This window comes from Cupriavidus sp. 2TAF22, assembly GCF_052115045.1.
Lineage (GTDB): Bacteria > Pseudomonadota > Gammaproteobacteria > Burkholderiales > Burkholderiaceae > Cupriavidus.
The window spans coordinates 179,821-198,793 of sequence record NZ_JBFRFX010000007.1 but is presented as its reverse complement, the minus strand read 5'-3'; the positions used below and the strand labels follow the sequence as shown (position 1 = coordinate 198,793).

Sequence of the window (18,973 nt, the reverse complement as noted above, 5' to 3'; positions counted from 1 at the left end):
CAATGTCCGCCTGCCGGACAAACCAACAAATGGCTAAAATGTGACGACAACGCACATCGACGATGGCAACCGCTCGTTGCAGCGTGGCCTGGACGTGCTTGACTGCGTGCGGCAACACGCCCGGGGCGGCGTACGGGTAATGGAGATCATGCGGCTTTGCATGCTGGAACGGGCTACGGTCTATCGGCTCTTGAGCACGCTGATCGCCGCGGGCTACGTGGCCAAGCGGGACAGGTACTGGTATGTGCCCGGGCCGCGCATCCAGGACGTCTCCGGCGGCGCGCCCGTCAACGAACTCGCGACGCGGCTACAACCCGTGCTGCGGCACATCAGCGAAATTACCGAAGACTCTGCATTCGCGGTGGTGCGCGATGGCGCTCAGTCACACTGCATCGCCCGCCAGATCGGCACGTTCCCCGTCCAGGTGCTGATCGTGCAGGTTGGCCGCCGCCAGCCTTTGGGGGTCGGCGCCGCCGGACTTGCGCTGCTGGCTTCGTTACCTGAACACGAAGCCGCCGCAATGATTGCCGCCAACGCCGCGACCTTGGGCAGCTACGGCGGGATGACGCCCGAACGCATGCAGCTATTGCTGAAAGCCACGCGCGAGCGAGGCTGGTCTGTCGTCGGTAACCATGTAGCCACTGACACCCTCGGGGTGGGCATTGCCATTCCCGCCACGGGCGGCGTGCCGTTGGCCGCCATCAGCGTAGCCGCGCCGCTGGCACGCATGCAGCGTCAGCGCCAGACCTACATCATCAAGACGATCCAGGACGCGCTGGGGAAGCTATTGCCGACCGGCTTATAGAAGCATCCGCAAACGTTATATGCCGGGGCCGCATCAGATCCACTGGTCGTTCTCGACAGTACGCTCGCCCGTCGCACCGTCGCCTGTGTTCACCACACCTCGCGGCTCGATCAGCAGCAGCTTCACTTCTGCGTCTGCACAGGGCTTGTGCTCGACGCCCTTGGGCACCACCGCCATCTGGCCGGCGCGCAGCACGATAGAACTGTCGCCCAAAGGGCCCGCGCGGACATCGATGCGCAGCTCGCCCTCGAGCACGATGAACGCTTCATCCGTATCGTTGTGCCGATGCCACTGGAACTCGCCTTCGACCTTCACGACCTTGAACTGATAGTCGTTCATTTCAGCGACGACGCGCGGTTGCCAGTGACCGTTGATCTGCGCGATCTTGCCGGCCAGGTCGATGGCCTGGCACTGGCCGCGTTCGGCCGGCGCGGTGGTGTGGTTCGAGGATTGGTCCATCGTTCTCTCCGTTCAAAGGTCAATGCGCCGAGGATACGCATGCTCCTTGCGTCCGTATTGAACGATCGTGGCTGTTTTCAGGTGCGGTGGACGCTGCCCGCGGCCTGGAGCCAGCGCCCCGGCGTCAGCCCGAATGCTTTCGAGAAGTGGCGCGTCATGTGGCTCTGGTCAGCAAAACCCGCGGCCGCGGCGGCGTGGGCGAGCGAGGTGCCGGCGAGCAGCATGCGGCGCACCGCATCGAGGCGCCGCATCGTCAGATAGCGGTACGGGCTCGTGCCGTAGAACGTGCGAAAGTCGTGCGACAGGCTCCAGCGATCGCGGCCCGTCGCAGCTTCCAGTTCGACGAGCGTGACGACGCGGGCGCAGTTCGCGTGCAAATAGTCGCGTGCGCGCCGCGCCGAGAGGAAGTCGCCTTTCGGGCGTCGCGTGGACGTGCCAGTAACGGCGGCAAGGGCATACGCCAGTTCGGCGAGCGCATCGCTCTGTTCGAGCGATTCGAGCGTATGGCCGACGTGCTGCAGCAACGTCGCGGTTGCCGCTGCAAGACGCGGATCGGTCGTCACGCCGCCTTCGAGGAACGGCAGCGCGCGTCCACCGAGCACATCCTGAAAGAGCGCGGGTTCAACGTAGATCATCCTGTACCGGAACCCTTCGTCGGTGCCCGCCTGGCCATCGTGAATCTCGTCGGGGTGCAGCACCATCGTGTTGCCCGGCAGGCTGTTTCGCTGGCTGCGCCGATAGTTGAAACTCTGGACGCCGGCGAGCGTGCGGCCAATGGCATAGGTGTCGTGACGGTGCATGGCATACGCCTTGCCGTGAAACCACGCTTCGATGCGCTCGACGCCTTCCATCGGCTCGGCGCACCTCACCCAGTCGGGGCATGAGAGCGCTGCTGGTCGGTTCATGATGTATGAATTTTGGCGGCCCGGGGTGTCGCGCTGCGGTACAAGCCCCCGGGCGCGGTGCGATGCGCAGCAGCTACCCGGATTGTCGCACGGGAAGATCCAGTCGCCGGTGTTGCAGGACGAACAACGGGGCCACGGAATTTCCAGACTGGCCCTGAGCGAAAAACGCCAGACCATCGGCGGCCGCTTCCGGCCCCCGGATACGCTGGAGGCCGGGCCGTCCGCTCAACGCTGCGCCGCCTGCAACTGCCCGGCAAGCGGCCGATAGTGGGCGGTCTCGGACTCAACCAGTGCCCGGATTTCCTTGCCCGACACCGCAAACGTCTCGGCGCCCACGTTTTCCGTCAGGTACCTGACGAACTCCGGCCGCTTCATCGCCTTGATCAAGGCGGTCTCGATTGACTGCGCGACAGGCTCGGGGGTCTTCCCGGCAATGCCGATGCCGATCCAGCCCGCCATCTCGTACTGCTTCGGTCCGCTCTCTGCGATCGTCGGCACGGATGGCAGCAACCGGTGCCGTTCCTTGCCGGCCACCGCCAGGGGGCGCAGCTTGCCGGAGGCGATCAGCGGCATCGCTCCGCCGACATCGATCAGCGCGACATCCACCGTGCCGCCGGCCAGGTCGGTCTGCAGCGGCGTGGCGGTCTTGTAGGAGACCTGGTTGAACGTCACGCTTGCCATCTGCTGCATGCGCAGCGCCCCGAGCCGATAGTAGGCGGTGTAGCTGCCCAGGCTGACCGAGCCTGGCGCCCGCCTTGCCTCGGCCAGCACATCGGCGAGGGTATGAAAGCGGGACGCACCGCCGGTCACCAGCAGGGCCCCGAGTCGCATCATGCCGGCCACCGGGCGGAGATCGAGTTGCGGATCATAGGACGTGGAGGCGTTGATCAGCGGGTTGATGATCATCGAGCTCGGCGAGATCATCAGCATGCTGTACCCGTCCGCCGGTGCGGACAGGAGTGCCTGCACCGCTACCAGCGAATCCGCGCCCGGCTTGTTTTCCACCACGACGGGCTGTCCCAGTTCCTCCGCCGCAAGCCTGGCGAGCAGCCGCGCGCTGGAGTCGGCGCTGCTGCCCGGGCCGAGCGGCACCAGGAAACGTATCGGGCGTGCAGGCCATGTCTCGGCATGGGCTGCGCCGATGCCGGAAATCGGGCCTGGAACGCCGGGCAACGTTGCGGCCAGCGCGAGGGCCAGCAGGCGAATGCGGGATCGCTGTGTCATGGGTGTCTCCTGTATTGGGATCGGCGGAACCTCATATGACGGCCGCCTCCCGAAGTTGCCGCTGCACGGCGTCGCTCAAGCCAAGCCATCCCCCGAAGACTTCTTCGTTGTGCTCTGCCAGGGTTGGCGCTGAACGGATCGGCCCCGCGGGCGTGGCTGACAGCCGTGGGCCCACGCCAGGCATCCGGACGGTCCCGATGCGGGGATTCTCGACGCTTTCAATGCTGCCTCGCTCCAGATAGTGGCGATCCGAGAAAATGTCCTCGATGGAGTATGTCAGCGTGTACGCAAGCCCGGCGTCGTGCAAGGCGGTCTCGACCTCAGGTACCGCAAGCCCCTTGATCCATCGGCCGACGATGGCATTCAACTCGACGACATGCTCCCATCGCTGGCGATGGGTGGCGTACCGGGGATCGTCGGCCAGCGCCGGCGTACCCATCGCGCCGCACAGGCGCCGGAACATGGCGTCGTTGGACATGGTGAGCACGAGATAACGGCCATCGCAGGTCTCGAAGATGTCCCCCGGCGCCGCTGCCGCCGCAAGATTGCCCTGCCGTTGCCGGACCTCGCCGAGCCGGTCATAGGCCGGGGCCAGGGTATCGGTAAAGCGGAAGACGGATTCATAGAGCCCGAGGTCGATGTGCTGCCCCGCCCCGCCGTTTGCGTCGCGATGATAGAGCGCCATCATCACTGCGTACGCACCGAATAGCGCGGCCTGGTAGTCCGCCATCGTCACCCCCGGTCTCACGGGAGGACGATCCGGGAACCCGGAAATATGCAGGACGCCGCTGAACGCCAGCGCGATGCGATCGAAGGCAGCGCGCTTCGCGTAGGGACCGGTCTGCCCGAAGCCGGACACGCTCAGCATGACGAGCCCTGGATTGAGCGCGGACAAGGCCTCGTAGTCAAGTCCCCACGCGGCAAGCGTTCCGGGACGGAAATTCTCTACCACCACGTCGACCTTTGTCGCCAGCTGGCGGGCCAGTGCCTGGCCTTCCGGCTTGCGCAGATCGAGCGTGACCGACTTCTTGTTCCGTCCCTCGACATTCCAGTACAGGCTTTCGTTATCGACAAAGGGACCGATCTTCCGCAATGGATCGCCGGTACCCGGTTGTTCGACTTTCACGACTTCCGCACCGAAGTCGGCCAGCAGGGTCCCGGCCACGGGTCCGGCAATCATCGTCCCCAGGTCCAGCACCTTGAGGCTGGCAAGCGGTCCCCGTCGCTGGCCGCTGGCTTCGTCGCGCATTCCCGGCTCACTCATCTGATGTACTCCTTGTCAATTTCCTGAAGACCCGGCGTCCGGGCATCCGTGCAGCCTCGCAGGCCGCCACCTCCACCTGGTAGCCGGCTTTTCCGTGGAGGATGCGCAGCGCCGGCGCGAGCAAGCGCTACACGCGGCCGGCAGCCCTGGCGGCGGCCACGACCTGCGACCATTTCCCCAGCTCCGCGCGCTGGTACTGGAGCGCCTCGGCCGGCGTTCCCGGCGCCCCTGTCAACCCGTAGTTCTTCATGCTGCCCGCGCTTGCCGGATCGGCCAGGAAGCCGTTCAGGGCGGCGTTGAGCGTGGCTACCGTGTCATCACCGGCGCGGGCGGGGACATAGACTCCCAGCCAGGTATCGACCGAGTAGCCCGGCACCGCCCCGGATGCCCTCGGTACGCCGCGCAGCTCGCTCCCGGCCGTGGAACTGGTGATGGCCAGCGGCACGAGCTTGCCCGCCCGGATATGCACTTCCACCGACGACGTGTTGGTCAGCAGCACGTCGATCTCGTTCGAGAGCAATGCCACCTCGGCCTGGACCGTCCCCTTGTAGGGAACGTGCATCATCTCGATCCCCGCCGAGAGCTGGAGATACTCCATGGCCATGTGGAGGACGCTGCCGGTGCCGCTCGAGCCGTAGGTCAGCTTTCCGGGATTCTGCTTCGCGTACCGGATCACGTCCTGAAGATTGCGGAATCCCTTTGCGGGGTTGGCGACGATCAGGGTCTCGGCCTTCGCCAGCAGTCCGACGATGCGGAAGTCGTTCAACGTGCTGTACTGCACGCTCTGGACGAGCGGGTTGACCACCATGGTGCTGCTCGGTCCGATCAGCAGCGTATGCCCGTCCGGCGCTGCCCGCGCGACGAACTGCGCACCGATCGCGCCGGTCGCGCCCGTCTTGTTCTCCACCACGGCGGCCTGTCCTCGCGCCCGGGTCAGGTGCCGCGCGAAAGCGCGAGCCATGATGTCGGTGGTGGCGCCGGGCGCGGTCGGCACGATGATGGACACCGGCCGCCCGGGGTCGAGCGCGGCAAGCGCCGGACGGATCCCTGCACACAGACCCATCGCCGCCAGCCCGAGCACGTGCTTGCCGAATGCGCGCCGTCCCGCCGAATGCTCATTGCCGAATATTTCCATGCTCGCCTCCAGTCTCCGCAGAACCGTCAAACATGCAGGATCGTTGCCGCCGCGACCGCCGCGTCATGACCAACCTGGCCGCCGTTGTTTTCGGCCAGCGCGACCTTGGCGTCGTCGCGTTGCCGTGGCCCCGCCTGGCCCCGCAACTGTTGTGTCAGTTCGACGAGCTGGGCCACGCCCGTCGCGCCGATGGGATGCCCCTTGCTCAGCAGGCCGCCGCTTGGATTGACGGATATCCGGCCATTGATTCCCGTCTGGCCGCTTCGCAATAGCGCGGGGCCCTCGCCCGGGCCACAGAGTCCTAGCGACTCGTAGTACATCAGTTCCGCGGGTGCCGAGGCATCGTGCAGCTCGGCTACGTGAATGTCGCGCGGATCGACGCCGGCTTCCTCGTACGCCTGGAATGTGGCGCGGACGGCGGCAGGCTTCCCGCTGCCCTCAGGCGTTCCGGAGACGATGACCGATCCACCCACCCACACCGGGCGCCGCGCGGAAAGGCGCGCGGCGCGTTCGGGAGAGCAGACGACGATGGCGGCTGCGCCGTCGCCGATCGACGAGCACATCTGCAGCGTCAGCGGATCGCTGATGACCCGGCTCGCCAGCACGTCCGGGACTGTCGTCTCCGCCCGAAACTGGGCATTCGGATTCAACGAGGCGGCCCTGCGGCTCTTGACCACGATCCCCGCCAGGTCCGCGCGCGTGGCGCCGGTCTGCGCCATGTACTTGCGGGTTCGGGCGGCGTAGATATCCATGAAGATGGACCCGCTTCCCGCGCCGACGTGTTCCGGCTGCTTCTCGTCGAGATCGACAGCCGTGGCCAGCGCCGCCAGCGAAACCCGCTTGTCCGGATGCGTCATGCGTTCGGCGCCCACCACCAGCGCGGCCTGTACCCTGCCGCTGCACACCGCCCTCCAGGCCAGATGGAATGCCGTGCTTCCCGATGCGCAGGCATTCTCGACATTGAAGATCGCCTGCCCCCGCAGTCCGAGAAAGCGAAGCGCCGCCTGCCCGCGAATCATTTCCTGCCCGGTGATCATGCCCCCGACCGCATTCGAGAAATACACCTCGTCCACGTCATCCGGCTGCATTCCGGCATCGCCGAGGGCCGCCCTCGCGGCCTGCTCGGCAAGGTGCCGGACCGTGAGATCGGGAAACTTGCCGAACGGCGTCATGCCGACCCCGACAATTGCACATGCCTGTTTCATCTATGGCTCCGGTGAGATTGGAAGCGCCGGGAATCAACGCCCCTGGAAGCGCGGTGCGCGCTTTTCGCGGAATGCGGCAAGGCCTTCGGCGCGGTCGAAGGAGGCGGAATACAACTGGCTCAGGTCCCGTTCCCGACGCATGGCCGCACCGTGGGGCTGCGTCGGCGCATCGCTGATCGCCTCTTTCATCCGCCCCAGCAGCAGCGGGCTCTTCGCCGCCAGGCGCTGCGCCAGGGCGGCCACCGTGGAGCGGAACGCCTCATCCTCGGCCACGGCCTGCACCAGGCCGATGGCCTGCGCGTCGCGGGCAGGGATAAGCTCTCCCGAGAACATCAGGTACTTCGCCATGGCAACACCGACCATCCTCGGCAGCCGGACGGTGGCACCCGCGCCGGGAAACAGGCCGTAGTTCGAATGGCCGTCGCCGAGCCTTGCCGATGCCGCGGCCACGACAAAGTCGCAGGCGAGCATCAGTTCCAGGCCGCCCGCCACCGTCACACCGTTCACGGCGGCGATGATCGGCTTGGGACAGAGTTCCATGGCATCCGTCAGGCCGGAAATGGTGCGCAGGAAGGCAGCGCTTGCCTCGGTACCGGCGCCGCGGCTTTCCGCCTCCTTGAGGTCGGCGCCCGCGCAGAACGCTCGCCCGGCCCCCGTCAGGACAATCACGCCTACCTCGGGATCACGCGCCGCGGCGGCGAATCTCTCCTGCAACGCGCTGACCAGCGAGCCCGAGAGTGCATTCAGGGCTTCCGGCCTGTTCATGGTCAACCACAACACACCACCTTCGTTGGCCATATCGACCACATTCTTTTGCTGCGTCGGCATATCTTCTCCTTGTCCGTTCAAGCGGTTCATTTGTACGCTGCCGCAGCCCTGCTGCCATATACGATCATCGGGTCTCTCCTTCCTGTTCCTCGAGGTCCTCGGGATATCGACTCAATGCCTGTAGCCGGCATCGATCCGGTCGAGCAGTCGCAGCAACGCCGGCCATTCGCGCTTGCCGAAGGTGCCGGCGCGGGCATCCATCGCCCGGACGGTGTCGTCGATCGCCTGCTGCGACGGCAGGACGACCTCCGCGCTGGCGGCCATGGCGTCGACCTGCGTGCGGCAGGCCATCTCGAGCCAGTAGATGCGGCTGAACGCCTCGGCCGCGCTCGGGCCGACCGCCAGCAGGCCGTGGTTGCGCAACACCACTACGTCGTGATCGCCGAGCGAGCTGACCAGCGGCGCCTGCTGCGCGAGTTCGACGACGGGGCTGTCGAAGTCGTGGTAGGCAGTCCTGCCGTGGAAGCGCAGCGCCGTCTGGGTCATCGGCAGCAATCCGCACGGCAGCGCGGACAGCGCCATGCCGGCGCGGGTATGGGTATGAATGACGCAGTGCACGTCAGGCCTCGCGCGGTGGATGGCGGTGTGGATCACCATGCCGGCGCGGTTGACCTGGTAGTCATGCTCGTTCAGCGGGTTCAGCAGGACATTGCCGTCGAGGTCGATCTTGACGAGGTTCGACGCGCAGACCTCGCTGTAGAGATACCCATAGGCATTGATGAGAAGGTGCTCGGTGCCGGGAATCCGCAGCGTGATGTGGTTGTAGATCAGGTCAGTCATCCCGTAGCGGTCGACGAGACGGTAGCAGGCGGCCAGTTCCTGGCGGGCCCGCCATTCGGCGTCGCTGACGGTGGCTCGTACGGCTTCGCGCGCAATGGTGAAAGGAGGGTTCATGTTCTCTGTAAGGTCTATTCGACGCGGACGTTGCCTGCCTTGATGACCCTGCCCCAGCGCTCGCTCTCCGAGACGAAGTAGCGATTGAGTTGCGCCGGGGTCATGACGTCGGACTCCATGCCGAACTCGGCGATCTGCCTGCGCACCTCGGGCTCGGCGAGGATATCGGTGACGGTATGGCCCAGCTTCTCCACCACGCCGGGCGGCGTCTTGCCGGGGGCGACGATGGCGAGCCAGGAATTCGCCACCACGTCTGGATAGCCGCTCTCCGCGAAGGTCGGTACGTCAGGCAGTGCCGGGACACGCTTCGTGCCGGTGAAGGCGATGGCGCGCACCTTGCCGGCGCGTATGTGCGGGGCGAAGAGCTGGAGGGTGTCGATCATGACTTCGAACCTCCCCGCCATCAGGTCCGGCAGCGCGGCCGCGGAGCCCTTGTACGGGATGTGCTCGAGCCGGATTCCCGTATTCATCGAGATCAACTCGCCGGCGAGGTTCGCCGTCGAACCGGAGCCCGAGCTGCCATAGCGAATCCGGTCCGGATGAGCCCTGCCCCAGGCCACCAGATCCGCGACAGAGTGGATCGGCAAGTCGGCATTCACCACGAGCAGGAGCGGCACGCGCGCCATCATGGCCACGCCCGTCAGGTCGCGGCCCGTGTCGTAGGGAAGCTTGCTGTAGAGCAACGGGTTGGAGATGTGCGCGGGCGAGGTGGCCAGCAACGTGTAGCCGTCCGGATCGGACCTGGCGACGTAGTTCGCGCCGACCTGCACGTTGGCGCCCGGCTTGTTCTCGACGTAGAAGCTCGTGCCAAGCCGCGCCGACAGACGGCTGCCAATGAGCCGCGAGACCGCGTCGATGGGCCCGCCGGGCACCGAGGGCACCAGGAGCCTGACCGGCTTCGAGGGATAGGCCGGCTCCGCGGCCTGAGATGCCGTGATGGCGCAACCTATCAGGCCGAGTGCCGCAAGCGTGCCGGCAAGGCACCTGAATCCGAAAGCTGCTCGCATGTTTCCTGTCTCCTGCGGGATGGACGTGAATGGTTTGCCGCTGGTCCGGCGCGCTCAGTCGAGCAGCGCGACCTGAACATCCCGCGCGCCCTGGTAGGGATTGCGGCCGTGCCATACCTGCAGGTTGTCCAGGACCATCACGTCGCCGTCGCGCCATGCCCAGCTATGGGTGTTCCGGTCGCATACGGCATTGATGTGGTCGACCTCTGCGGTCTCCAGGCGTTGCGCGCGACCGAGAAACATGCCGGTCGGGTAGCGCTGGTTCTTCCGGATCACCGTATCGAGCACTTCCGTGGCCGTGTGGGACCGGTGCAGCCCCGAGCGGTACAGACGCTGCCCGGTCTGCGGATGGTCAAGAAAAGGGGCAAGCGTGGCAAACACCGTCAGGGAGCCATCGTCGTGCCAGAGCGGCTCGAGGCTGCGCGCCGCGCACAGGGCTTCGACTTCCGCCGCACTGTCGGTGCCGAACGCATGGTTCCAGCCGTATTGATCCTGGTCGACATACGAGGCTTCGACCGTATCCGTCTTCGGTCCGTAGGTCAGGGCCGAGCGCACGCCCAGCGACTCGATCTTCGCGACCAGCTCCTCGCCCATCTGTGTCACGAAATTGCGCGCATCGGCAACGACGGTCTCGCCGCCCACCGGCGCCGTCCTGTGCGAAAAGAAGGCGATCCGCTTTGGAAACTGTCGCCGGTACGCCATCTCCGAATGCACGCCCAGCCCGACGCTGGCATCCAGGCGGGTCGCTTCCATCACACGTCCCGCGATCTGCATGCGTGGCGCACGTCCGCCGAGGTATCCGTCCTGGAACGGGGGAAGCTGGTCGATGATGTCGGCGAAGTCGGCGGTATCCGGTGTCGGAAAGCCCCGCAATACGATGCCGCCGTGGCGGCTGACGAGCGCCTCGAGCACGGGCATGGCGTTGCGCGTCCATGCGCGAAAGCGCGTTCTCTCCCGCAATGCGTCGCCGTACGGCTCGATGAAGAGCGGCGGCTGCCCCGCCGCGCGCTCATGGCACCGCACCCCATTTCCCAATGCCTCGACCAGTTCCGAAGCCACCGCGATCCGACTTTCGTTCATTTCGTCTTCCCTTTGCCATTCCGGCACCGTCCTGCCGCCCTCGCTCGCCCGGCGGGGTGACACAACTCTACGAAAGCCAGCCGGTGCCAGTGATTCCCCCGATATGCCAGGCGATTCCAAAACGGAATACTTCCGGGTCAACCCGAACCAACATAGTCCGGAGGAAGCTGGATGCGGATAGATGATCTCCGAGCGTTCGTACTCGTGGCACGACACGGCAGCCTGCACCGCGCAACGGCACAGGCCGGCGTGACGCAATCCGCGCTGTCGAAGGCACTGGCCCGCCTGGAGTCGGAAGCCGGGATACGGCTGTTTGACCGCACCGCCCGCGGCGTGGCGCTCACGCAGCCAGGGCAGTCGTTGCTCGCACGTGCCGAACAGGTCGTGCTTGCGAGCCACGATCTCATGGGCGAGCTGGAAGCCCAGCGTTCGGCGCGCGCGGGGAATATCCGCCTCGCGGGCACGCCCCACCTTGTCTCGGCGTTCCTGATGCCGGTGATCGCGCAGTTCCTGGCGAGCCGTCCGCTCGCCCGCTTCTCGATCGACACGAGCCTGACGCAAGGCGCACTGCAGGCGCTGCTGTCTGGCGAAGTCGACTTCGCGTGCGGAGGATTGCCTCCCGGCGTGCCTGACGGCCTGCTCCACGCCCCTCTGCAGCCGCTGGCCATGCAGATCGTCGCGCGTGCCGATCATCCGCGGCTGCGCGCATGGAAGACGCTGGCTGATCTGGCTGACGAGCGCTGGGCGCTTCCGCAACCGTCATCCAGCGTGTACCAGATCGTGCAGGAGGCCCTCGCCCGCCAGAAACTGCCGCCGCCACGCGTCGCCGTGGAGTGGAACGGGTCGGGCGGCTCGGTTGGCGAGCTGATTCGCAACAGCGACCTGCTCGGCGTCGTGGCGCAGCGCGCGTTGCAGCAGGCGGATGGACGCGACCTCTGCGTGGTCGGCGATCCCAGCCTGCTCCGGCAACCCGGGATCGCGCTGTTCTGGCGCGGTGACGCCTATCTTTCGCCGTTCTGCGTCGAATTCAGGGAAACGCTGCTTTCTCCGTTTCTGTCACGGGAGAGGGAATGCGCAGTCGCGTGACCCGGCCGGCGGCAATGGCCTGCGGATTCAACCGCGATCCGCACACCGATGGCGCACGCGCCAGCGACGTGTCATCGCAGGCCTGATCACACCCGCATCTCGCAAGTGCGGGGGGCGCCGGCGGCCGATAGTGCCGCTGGTTCGCCTGAGAGTCCGCTATTGCAATCGCCTGGAAACTGGTTATGCTTTGCACTGGTTTGAGATACCCCTAGATCGTGCGTCATATCGTCCGCCGGCATTCGTGGATTGCCGGACTCCTTCTGCTTGTGTTCCTGTCAGTCCAGCTGGCAACGGCCGCTTACGCCTGTACGATGGGCCTGAGCGAGCCGGCAGGACAGGCGCCGATGGAGAACATGGTGTCTTGCGCGGACATGGCCGACCAGGATGCCGCGCAGAACGATGGCCAGAAAGCGCTTTGCATGAGCCATTGCCAGGCTGATGCAAAGCACGCCGATCTCTCCGCGCCACAGATTCCGGCGCATATCCCGCTCCTCGTCAGCATCCTCGTCGAGCCCCCCGTACTGGATGCCGCGCCGCTGATCGCCGTGCGCGCGCAGACCCAGCCGCGTGCGCCGCCACCGCCGCACGCCATTCTCCACTGCTGTTTCCGCACCTAGCCTCCGAAGCTACGCCACATCTTTGTCGCTCCCGACCTCTCGGGAGTGGTGGTCGTTGTTTCCGGAGGCTTTATGTCATTCCCGCGTTATCTGCGGCGGGCGCTGCTTTGCGCGTCCGCCCTCGGCATGTCGGTGTCGCTTGCTGCGCCACCGCATGCCGCCCCTGTTCTATCCATCGAAGAGGCCGCCGCACTTGCAACGGCGCATGCGCACGATGCCGAGGATTCGCACGGTGCCATCGAAGCGGCCGTGCAACAGGCTGTTGCTGCAGGCCAGTTGCCCGATCCCGTCTTCAAGGTTGGACTGAACGATGTGCCTGCCGATGGCCACGACAAGTTCTCGCTGAGTCGTGACTCCATGACCACGCGTTCGGTCAGCGTGCTGCAGGAATTCACGCGCGCTGACAAGCGACGGGCGCGCGCCGCGCGCTTCGAGGCAGAAGCCGCTTCCGCCGATGCGCGACGCATGGTCGGCGTGACCAATGTCCAGCGCAGCGCCGTGGCCGCGTGGATCGACCGCCGGTACGCCGAGCAGGCGGCCGCACTGCTTGGCCACCACGCGCATCCATTGAATCTCGCGCTGGAAGCCGCCAATGTGGCCTATCGCAGCGGCCGCGGCACGCGTGCCGACGTGCTGTCCGCGCAACTGGAAGTGCAAAAACTGCTCGACCGTGAAGGCGAGAACCAGGCGGCGCTCGACACCGCCCGCGTCAATCTGTCGCGCTGGATAGGCGCGGACGCCGCGCGTCCGCTCGGCGAAAGCCCTGCGCTGGCCGTACCGGATCGCATCGGGCAACTCATCCGTACGCGCTACGACGGCGTACCGGAAATTGCCGCGGCCCAGCGCGCCGTTACCCTTGCAGAGAGCGAAGTGCGCGTGGCGGACGAAGCGCGCAAGCCCGACGTCGCGGTCGAGCTGATGTATAGCCAGCGCGGCTCGGCGTACTCCAACCTGGCGTCGATCAACGTGAGCTTCCCGCTGCCGTGGGATCGCGCCAACCGGCAGGACCGTGAAGTGTCCGCACGGCTCGCACAGGCCACGGAGGCGCGCGCCAAGGCGGAAATCATCCAGCGCGATACCGACGCGGTAGTCGGTGCGCGCCTCGCGGAGTTGCGTCGCAACCTGGAACGCCTCAAGCGCTATGACGACGCCACGCTGCCGCTTGCCAACGCACAGGCGGATGCCGCGCTGACGGCCTACCGCGCCAACACGGGTTCGCTGCTGGCGGTGGCTGAAGCCAATCACCGCGCCATCGATACCGCGCTGGAACGCCTGGCCCTGGAGCGACGCACAACAAGGCTCTGGGCCGAACTCACCTTCCTGACGCCCCTGCCCACCGCACAAACCGAACCGGCTACCAAGGATCTCAAATGAGCCCACGACTAAAGATCGCCATGGCGTGCCTGGTTCTGACCGGTGCGGCCGGATATGCGGGCTATCGCTTCGGCGTTTCGCAGGGAATGCCTGCCATGCCCGGCAAACCGGAGACCGGCGCGACAGCGAAAGCCGGCGATATCGAACCACAAGCTGGAAGGAAGGTTCTCTACTGGCACGACCCGATGGTGCCGGGGCAGCGCTTCGACAAGCCGGGCAAATCGCCTTTCATGGATATGCAACTGGTGCCGGTCTATGCCGATGGCGACGGTGCCGGCAATAGCGGTGTCACCATCGACGGCCGCGTCACGCAGAACCTGGGCATCCGCACGGCAGAGGTGAAGTCCGCGCGTATCGCCTCCGTGCTAGAGGCACCCGGCAATGTGGCGATCGACGAGCGCAGCGTCCAGGTCATCCAGGCGCGCACCACCGGCTTCGTGCAGCATGTGGGCGTGCGGGCCACACTCGATCCGGTGCGAAAGGGCCAGGCATTGATCACCCTCTACGCACCCGACTGGGTGGCGGCACAGGAAGAATACCTGGCCGTGGCGCGGCTGCCCCAAGGGCTACAGGGCGACCTGGCGGGTGCGGCAAAAGCGCGCATGCTGCAAGCCGGCATGACACCTGGCCAAGCCGATGCGGTCGCCCGGTCGGGAACGCTGCAGACGGGCCAGGGCATCGCCAGCCCGCTCGATGGCGTGGTGACCGAAATCGCGGTACGCGAGGGCATGACGGTGACCCCGGGCATGACACTGTTCCGGCTGGCGGATCTCGGCCAGGTATGGGTGATTGCGGAAGTGCCCGAGGCCCAGGCGCGTGGCATCGCACCAGGACAGGCCGTCACGGTGTCGGCCGCCGCCGCCCCGGAGCCCGTGACCGGCAAGGTCGATGCGATTCTGCCCGACGTCAATCCGGCCACGCGCACCATCAAGGTCCGCATCGTCTTGCCAAACAGGCAGCACAGGCTGGCGCCCGGCATGTTTGCCAACGTGCGTTTCGACAGCGGCGACCGGCAGGACGTGTTGCAGATTCCATCCGAGGCCGCGATTCGTACGGGTCGGCGCACCATCGTCATGGTCGATGCAGGTCCGCAAGGTTATGTGGCCACCGAAATCCGCACAGGTCATGAATCCGACGGCATGACCGAAGTCCTCTCCGGATTAAGCGCCGGTCAGAAGGTCGTGACCTCCGGCCAGTTCCTGATCGATTCCGAAGCGAGCCTGCGCGGCACGTCGGAGCGGCTGGTATCGCCCGCCGGTGCATCCCCGCCCGCCGCGGCGGTGCAGGAATACGAAGGCACCGGTCGCATCGAGGCGGTCAATGCCGACGGGCTGACGATCTCGCATGGCCCGATTCCCGCCGCGCAGTGGGGCGCCATGACCATGGATTTCGCCGCACGCGACGCTGCATTGCTCAAGGGATTGAAGCCGGGCGATCGTATCCGGTTCCGTTTCCGCCTGGAACAGGACGGCGCGGCCACGCTATCGTCGGTAAAGCCGGCTGGCGCCGAAGGAGCCAAGCCATGATTGCGCGCATCATCCTGGCATCGATACGCAATCGCTTCCTGGTGCTGCTGGCCACAGTCATGCTGGCCGCGTGGGGTCTGTGGGCGATCCACGGCACGCCGCTCGATGCATTGCCGGACCTGTCCGACACACAAGTCATCATCCGCACACCGTTCCCGGGGCAAGCGCCGCAGCTTGTCGAAAACCAGGTTACCTATCCGCTCACCACCACGATGCTGTCGGTGCCGGGGGCCAGGACGGTACGGGGCTACTCCTTCTTCGGGGACTCGTTTGTCTACGTCCTGTTCGAGGACGGGACCGACCCGTACTGGGCTCGCTCGCGCGTACTGGAGTACCTGAACCAGGTGCAGTCCCGCCTCCCGGCAGCGGCCAAGCCAGCATTGGGGCCCGACGCAACCGGCGTGGGCTGGATCTATGAGTATGCGCTGGTCGACCGGACTGGCCGCCACGACCTGAGTCAGTTGCGCGCCTTACAGGACTGGTTCCTGCGCTTCGAGCTGAAATCCTTGCCGAACGTCGCCGAGGTAGCGTCGCTGGGCGGCATGGTCCGGCAGTACCAGATCGTGCTGATGCCTGACCGCCTGCGCGCCTATAACCTCTCGCAGGCCAAGGTGCTCGCCGCGATCCGCGGGGCCAACCAGGAGGCAGGCGGATCGGTACTGGAGCTTGGGGAGGCCGAGTACATGGTCAGGGCCTCGGGCTACCTGAAGACGCTCGACGATTTCAGGCAGGTACCGATCGAGGCCAGCAGCGCGGGCATCCCTGTCCGCCTGGGGGATATCGCCACGATCCAGCTCGGGCCGGAGACGCGACGCGGCATCTCCGAGCTCGACGGCCAGGGCGAGGTGACGGGCGGCGTCATTGTGATGCGCTCGGGCAAGAACGCGCTGGAAACTATCGATGCGGTCAAGGCCAGACTGGAAGTGCTCAAGAAAAGCCTGCCTGCCGGCGTCGAGATCGTCACCACCTACGATCGCTCCGGGCTGATCCACCGTGCAGTGGACAATCTCACCCACAAGCTCATCGAAGAATTCATCGTCGTTGCGCTGGTGTGCCTGGTGTTTCTGTTTCACCTGCGCTCCGCCCTGGTGGCCATCGTGTCGCTGCCCCTTGGCATTCTGGCCGCGTTCGTCGTCATGCGGTACCAGGGCGTCAATGCCAACATCATGTCGCTGGGCGGCATCGCAATTGCGATTGGCGCGATGGTGGATGCGGCCGTCGTGATGATCGAGAACGCCCACAAGCATCTGGAGCACTGGCATGCCAGCCATCCTGGCCAGCCGATGTCCGGGGCAGAGCGCTGGCGCGTGATTGGCGAATCCGCTGCGGAGGTGGGTCCGGCATTGTTCTTCTCGCTGCTGATCATCACGCTGTCATTTGTGCCGGTGTTCACGCTCGAAGCCCAGGAGGGTCGGCTGTTCTCGCCCCTGGCGTTCACCAAGACGTACTCGATGGCGGCAGCGGCTGGCCTGTCGATCACGCTGGTGCCGGTGCTCATGGGTTACCTCATTCGCGGCCGCATCCCCGGCGAGCACGCCAATCCGCTGAACCGCTGGCTGATCCGCGCCTACCAGCCCGTCCTGGCGAAGGTACTCCGCTATCCGCGAACCACCGTCGTCCTGGCAGCCATCGCCCTGGCGGCAACGGCCTGGCCAATCGCGCGGATCGGTGGCGAATTCATGCCACCGCTGGACGAAGGCGACCTGCTCTACATGCCCTCGGCGCTACCCGGCCTTTCGGCTGGCAAGGCCGCGCAGTTGCTGCAGCAGACAGACCGCCTGATCAAGTCGGTTCCGGAAGTCGCCACCGTCCATGGCAAGGCTGGTCGCGCCGACTCGGCTACCGATCCGGCGCCGCTGGAGATGTTCGAAACCACGATCCAGTTCAAGCCGCGCAATCAGTGGCGTGCCGGCATGACCCCGGACAAGCTGGTGGAAGAACTCGATCGCGTGGTGAAGGTGCCGGGCTTGTCGAACCTCTGGGTGCCGCCGATCCGCAACCGCATCGACATGCTGGCCACCGGTATCAAGAGCCCGGTTGGCATCAAGGTGGCGGGCACCGACCTGAAGGAAATGGACCGGCTTGCCACCCGCATCGAGGAAGCCGTGAAGTCCGTCCCCGGTGTCACGTCCGCACTGGCGGAGCGGCTGACCGGGGGACGCTACATCGACATCGATATCGACCGCGCGGCCTCGGGTCGCTATGGTCTTAATATCGGCGACATACAAAGCATCGTGTCCTCGGCAATCGGTGGCGACAACGTCGGCGAAGTGGTGGACGGGTTGGCGCGTTTCCCGATCAATCTGCGGTATCCACGCGACTATCGCGATTCCGTCGAGCAACTGCGCAGCCTTCCGGTCGTGACGGATCGTGGACAGCAGATCGTCCTGTCCGATGTGGCGCGCATCCAGGTGGTGCAGGGGCCGCCGATGCTGCGCAGTGAAAATGCCCGGCTGTCGGGATGGATCTACGTCGATATCCGCGGGCGCGACCTGCGCTCGGCCGTGCGTGACATGCAAGCCGCAGTGGCCAGGGCGGTGCCGATGCCGGCCGGCTATTCGCTGAGCTGGTCCGGGCAGTTCGAGTATCTGGAACGCGCAAGTGCGAAGCTCAAGGTGGTGGTGCCATTCACGCTGCTGATCATCTTCGTACTGCTCTACCTGGTATTCGGCCGCCTCGACGAGGCGCTGCTGATCATGGGGACGCTGCCGCTGGCGTTGATCGGTGGCTTCTGGCTGCTTTACGTGCTCGGCTACAACCTGTCCGTGGCGGGCGTGATCGGCTTCATCGCACTGGCCGGCGTGGCGGCCGAGTTCGGCGTGATCATGCTGCTATACCTCAAGAACGCCTGGCACGACCGACAGCAGCGAGGAGAGACGGACGTCGCTGCACTGCTTGCCGCCATCCAGGAGGGCGCGGTGCAGCGCGTGCGCCCCAAGGCCATGACGGTGGCCGTCATCCTTGCCGGGCTCATCCCGATCATGTGGTCGCATGGCACCGGTTCGGAAGTCATGCAACGCATTGCGGCACCGATGGTCGGTGGCATGATCACGGCGCCGCTGCTGTCGCTATTCGTGGTACCCGCCGTGTACCTGCTGATGCGCCGTCGCCAGGCGACCACATACCCCGCCCTTACCCACCCGACTCTCAAGGAGGAAACATGAAGACGCCCCTCGATGCCGTTGCGATTGCGCTCGCGCTCGCTTTCGGTCTGGTGCCTGCGGCATTTGCCGCGAATATGGATGGCATGGACATGAAGCCCGCGACCGGCGCCGCGAAGGCGCCTCAACCCGTCCCGGCCGAGATTCGCAAGATCGACGCGGCAACGGGCAAGGTCACGCTCAAGCATGGGCCGATTGCCAACCTGGGCATGTCCGCGATGACCATGGCATTTCCCGTCAAGGACCCCGGAACATTGAAGAACCTGAAGGAAGGTGACAGGGTGTCGGCAACCTTCGACACCTTGGACGGCAAGGCAACGGTTATCGAGCTGAAGAAGTAACCCGATGCAATCCAGAGGTCTGGCAGTGCCGCCAGTCATGCAGCCAGCCTGACCTCTGGAGA

The 18,973-nt window shown here is 65.8% G+C and carries 17 protein-coding genes; 7 read left to right on the top strand and 10 right to left on the bottom strand.

Annotated features, from left to right (window positions below):
- Positions 1-40 precede the first annotated feature (40 nt).
- Positions 41-805 (top strand): IclR family transcriptional regulator, encoded by a 765-nt coding sequence (locus AB4Z48_RS11235; protein WP_441614004.1) that lies wholly within the window; start codon positions 41-43, stop codon positions 803-805.
- 33 nt (positions 806-838) lie between these two features.
- On the opposite strand, the gene AB4Z48_RS11230 is transcribed toward AB4Z48_RS11235, so the two are convergent.
- The 10 genes from AB4Z48_RS11230 to AB4Z48_RS11185 all read right to left on the bottom strand — a co-directional run bounded on the left by AB4Z48_RS11230 (position 839) and on the right by AB4Z48_RS11185 (position 10,833).
- The gene (locus tag AB4Z48_RS11230; protein ID WP_441614003.1) at positions 839-1,264 is read right to left on the bottom strand and encodes a cupin domain-containing protein; all 426 of its coding nucleotides are present in this window, start codon (positions 1,262-1,264) and stop codon (positions 839-841) included.
- A 77-nt stretch (positions 1,265-1,341) separates the two neighbouring features.
- The gene (locus AB4Z48_RS11225; RefSeq protein WP_441614002.1) at positions 1,342-2,169 is read right to left on the bottom strand and encodes an AraC family transcriptional regulator; all 828 of its coding nucleotides are present in this window, start codon (positions 2,167-2,169) and stop codon (positions 1,342-1,344) included.
- A gap of 225 nt (positions 2,170-2,394) precedes the next feature.
- A complete protein-coding gene (locus AB4Z48_RS11220) occupies positions 2,395-3,393 on the bottom strand; it encodes a tripartite tricarboxylate transporter substrate binding protein (RefSeq protein ID WP_441614001.1) in 999 nt (332 codons plus the stop codon).
- Between the two features lie 31 nt (positions 3,394-3,424).
- Positions 3,425-4,657 (bottom strand): CaiB/BaiF CoA transferase family protein, encoded by a 1,233-nt coding sequence (locus tag AB4Z48_RS11215; RefSeq protein ID WP_441614000.1) that lies wholly within the window; start codon positions 4,655-4,657, stop codon positions 3,425-3,427.
- A 127-nt stretch (positions 4,658-4,784) separates the two neighbouring features.
- A complete protein-coding gene (locus AB4Z48_RS11210) occupies positions 4,785-5,792 on the bottom strand; it encodes a Bug family tripartite tricarboxylate transporter substrate binding protein (protein ID WP_441613999.1) in 1,008 nt (335 codons plus the stop codon).
- Between the two features lie 26 nt (positions 5,793-5,818).
- Positions 5,819-6,997, bottom strand: coding sequence for a thiolase family protein (locus AB4Z48_RS11205; protein ID WP_441613998.1), 1,179 nt, complete (start codon positions 6,995-6,997; stop codon positions 5,819-5,821).
- A 33-nt stretch (positions 6,998-7,030) separates the two neighbouring features.
- Complete coding sequence (locus AB4Z48_RS11200; RefSeq protein WP_441613997.1) at positions 7,031-7,855, bottom strand: enoyl-CoA hydratase/isomerase family protein; 825 nt, start codon at positions 7,853-7,855, stop codon at positions 7,031-7,033.
- Positions 7,856-7,936: 81 nt separating this feature from the next.
- Complete coding sequence (locus tag AB4Z48_RS11195; RefSeq protein ID WP_441613996.1) at positions 7,937-8,719, bottom strand: class II aldolase/adducin family protein; 783 nt, start codon at positions 8,717-8,719, stop codon at positions 7,937-7,939.
- Between the two features lie 14 nt (positions 8,720-8,733).
- Positions 8,734-9,726: a Bug family tripartite tricarboxylate transporter substrate binding protein gene (locus AB4Z48_RS11190; RefSeq protein ID WP_441613995.1), complete on the bottom strand. Its 993-nt coding sequence runs from the start codon at positions 9,724-9,726 to the stop codon at positions 8,734-8,736.
- A gap of 54 nt (positions 9,727-9,780) precedes the next feature.
- Positions 9,781-10,833: a TauD/TfdA family dioxygenase gene (locus AB4Z48_RS11185; RefSeq protein WP_441613994.1), complete on the bottom strand. Its 1,053-nt coding sequence runs from the start codon at positions 10,831-10,833 to the stop codon at positions 9,781-9,783.
- Positions 10,834-10,977: 144 nt separating this feature from the next.
- On the opposite strand from AB4Z48_RS11185, the gene AB4Z48_RS11180 reads away from it, so the two are divergent.
- The 6 genes from AB4Z48_RS11180 (at position 10,978) to AB4Z48_RS11155 (ending at position 18,911) form a co-directional block, all read left to right on the top strand.
- Entirely contained in the window at positions 10,978-11,892 is a 915-nt protein-coding gene (locus AB4Z48_RS11180) for a LysR family transcriptional regulator (RefSeq protein ID WP_441613993.1), read from the top strand.
- Between the two features lie 344 nt (positions 11,893-12,236).
- Complete coding sequence (locus AB4Z48_RS11175; protein WP_441613992.1) at positions 12,237-12,509, top strand: hypothetical protein; 273 nt, start codon at positions 12,237-12,239, stop codon at positions 12,507-12,509.
- A gap of 72 nt (positions 12,510-12,581) precedes the next feature.
- The gene (locus AB4Z48_RS11170) at positions 12,582-13,883 is read left to right on the top strand and encodes a TolC family protein (RefSeq protein WP_441613991.1); all 1,302 of its coding nucleotides are present in this window, start codon (positions 12,582-12,584) and stop codon (positions 13,881-13,883) included.
- A complete protein-coding gene (locus tag AB4Z48_RS11165; RefSeq protein WP_441613990.1) occupies positions 13,880-15,409 on the top strand; it encodes an efflux RND transporter periplasmic adaptor subunit in 1,530 nt (509 codons plus the stop codon). Before AB4Z48_RS11170 ends, AB4Z48_RS11165 begins: the two co-directional genes overlap by 4 nt.
- The gene (locus tag AB4Z48_RS11160; protein WP_441613989.1) at positions 15,406-18,573 is read left to right on the top strand and encodes an efflux RND transporter permease subunit; all 3,168 of its coding nucleotides are present in this window, start codon (positions 15,406-15,408) and stop codon (positions 18,571-18,573) included. The genes AB4Z48_RS11165 and AB4Z48_RS11160 overlap by 4 nt, the downstream gene beginning before the upstream one ends.
- On the top strand, positions 18,570-18,911 hold the full coding sequence (locus tag AB4Z48_RS11155; RefSeq protein ID WP_441613988.1) for a copper-binding protein: 342 nt from the start codon (positions 18,570-18,572) through the stop codon (positions 18,909-18,911). Before AB4Z48_RS11160 ends, AB4Z48_RS11155 begins: the two co-directional genes overlap by 4 nt.
- The last annotated feature ends 62 nt before the right edge of the window (positions 18,912-18,973 follow it).

Excerpts from the sequence above, each read along its gene's own strand:
- AB4Z48_RS11180 (WP_441613993.1), top strand. The coding sequence starts at position 10,978 with ATGCGGATAGATGATCTCCGAGCGTTCGTACTCGTGGCACGACACGGC.
- AB4Z48_RS11205 (WP_441613998.1), bottom strand. The coding sequence starts at position 6,997 with ATGAAACAGGCATGTGCAATTGTCGGGGTCGGCATGACGCCGTTCGGC.
- AB4Z48_RS11190 (WP_441613995.1), bottom strand. The coding sequence starts at position 9,726 with ATGCGAGCAGCTTTCGGATTCAGGTGCCTTGCCGGCACGCTTGCGGCA.
- AB4Z48_RS11165 (WP_441613990.1), top strand. The coding sequence starts at position 13,880 with ATGAGCCCACGACTAAAGATCGCCATGGCGTGCCTGGTTCTGACCGGT.
- AB4Z48_RS11195 (WP_441613996.1), bottom strand. The coding sequence starts at position 8,719 with ATGAACCCTCCTTTCACCATTGCGCGCGAAGCCGTACGAGCCACCGTC.
- AB4Z48_RS11220 (WP_441614001.1), bottom strand. The coding sequence starts at position 3,393 with ATGACACAGCGATCCCGCATTCGCCTGCTGGCCCTCGCGCTGGCCGCA.
- AB4Z48_RS11230 (WP_441614003.1), bottom strand. The coding sequence starts at position 1,264 with ATGGACCAATCCTCGAACCACACCACCGCGCCGGCCGAACGCGGCCAG.
- AB4Z48_RS11170 (WP_441613991.1), top strand. The coding sequence starts at position 12,582 with ATGTCATTCCCGCGTTATCTGCGGCGGGCGCTGCTTTGCGCGTCCGCC.
- AB4Z48_RS11200 (WP_441613997.1), bottom strand. The coding sequence starts at position 7,855 with ATGAACCGCTTGAACGGACAAGGAGAAGATATGCCGACGCAGCAAAAG.
- AB4Z48_RS11225 (WP_441614002.1), bottom strand. The coding sequence starts at position 2,169 with ATGAACCGACCAGCAGCGCTCTCATGCCCCGACTGGGTGAGGTGCGCC.
- AB4Z48_RS11215 (WP_441614000.1), bottom strand. The coding sequence starts at position 4,657 with ATGAGTGAGCCGGGAATGCGCGACGAAGCCAGCGGCCAGCGACGGGGA.
- AB4Z48_RS11160 (WP_441613989.1), top strand. The coding sequence starts at position 15,406 with ATGATTGCGCGCATCATCCTGGCATCGATACGCAATCGCTTCCTGGTG.
- AB4Z48_RS11210 (WP_441613999.1), bottom strand. The coding sequence starts at position 5,792 with ATGGAAATATTCGGCAATGAGCATTCGGCGGGACGGCGCGCATTCGGC.
- AB4Z48_RS11155 (WP_441613988.1), top strand. The coding sequence starts at position 18,570 with ATGAAGACGCCCCTCGATGCCGTTGCGATTGCGCTCGCGCTCGCTTTC.
- AB4Z48_RS11175 (WP_441613992.1), top strand. The coding sequence starts at position 12,237 with ATGGAGAACATGGTGTCTTGCGCGGACATGGCCGACCAGGATGCCGCG.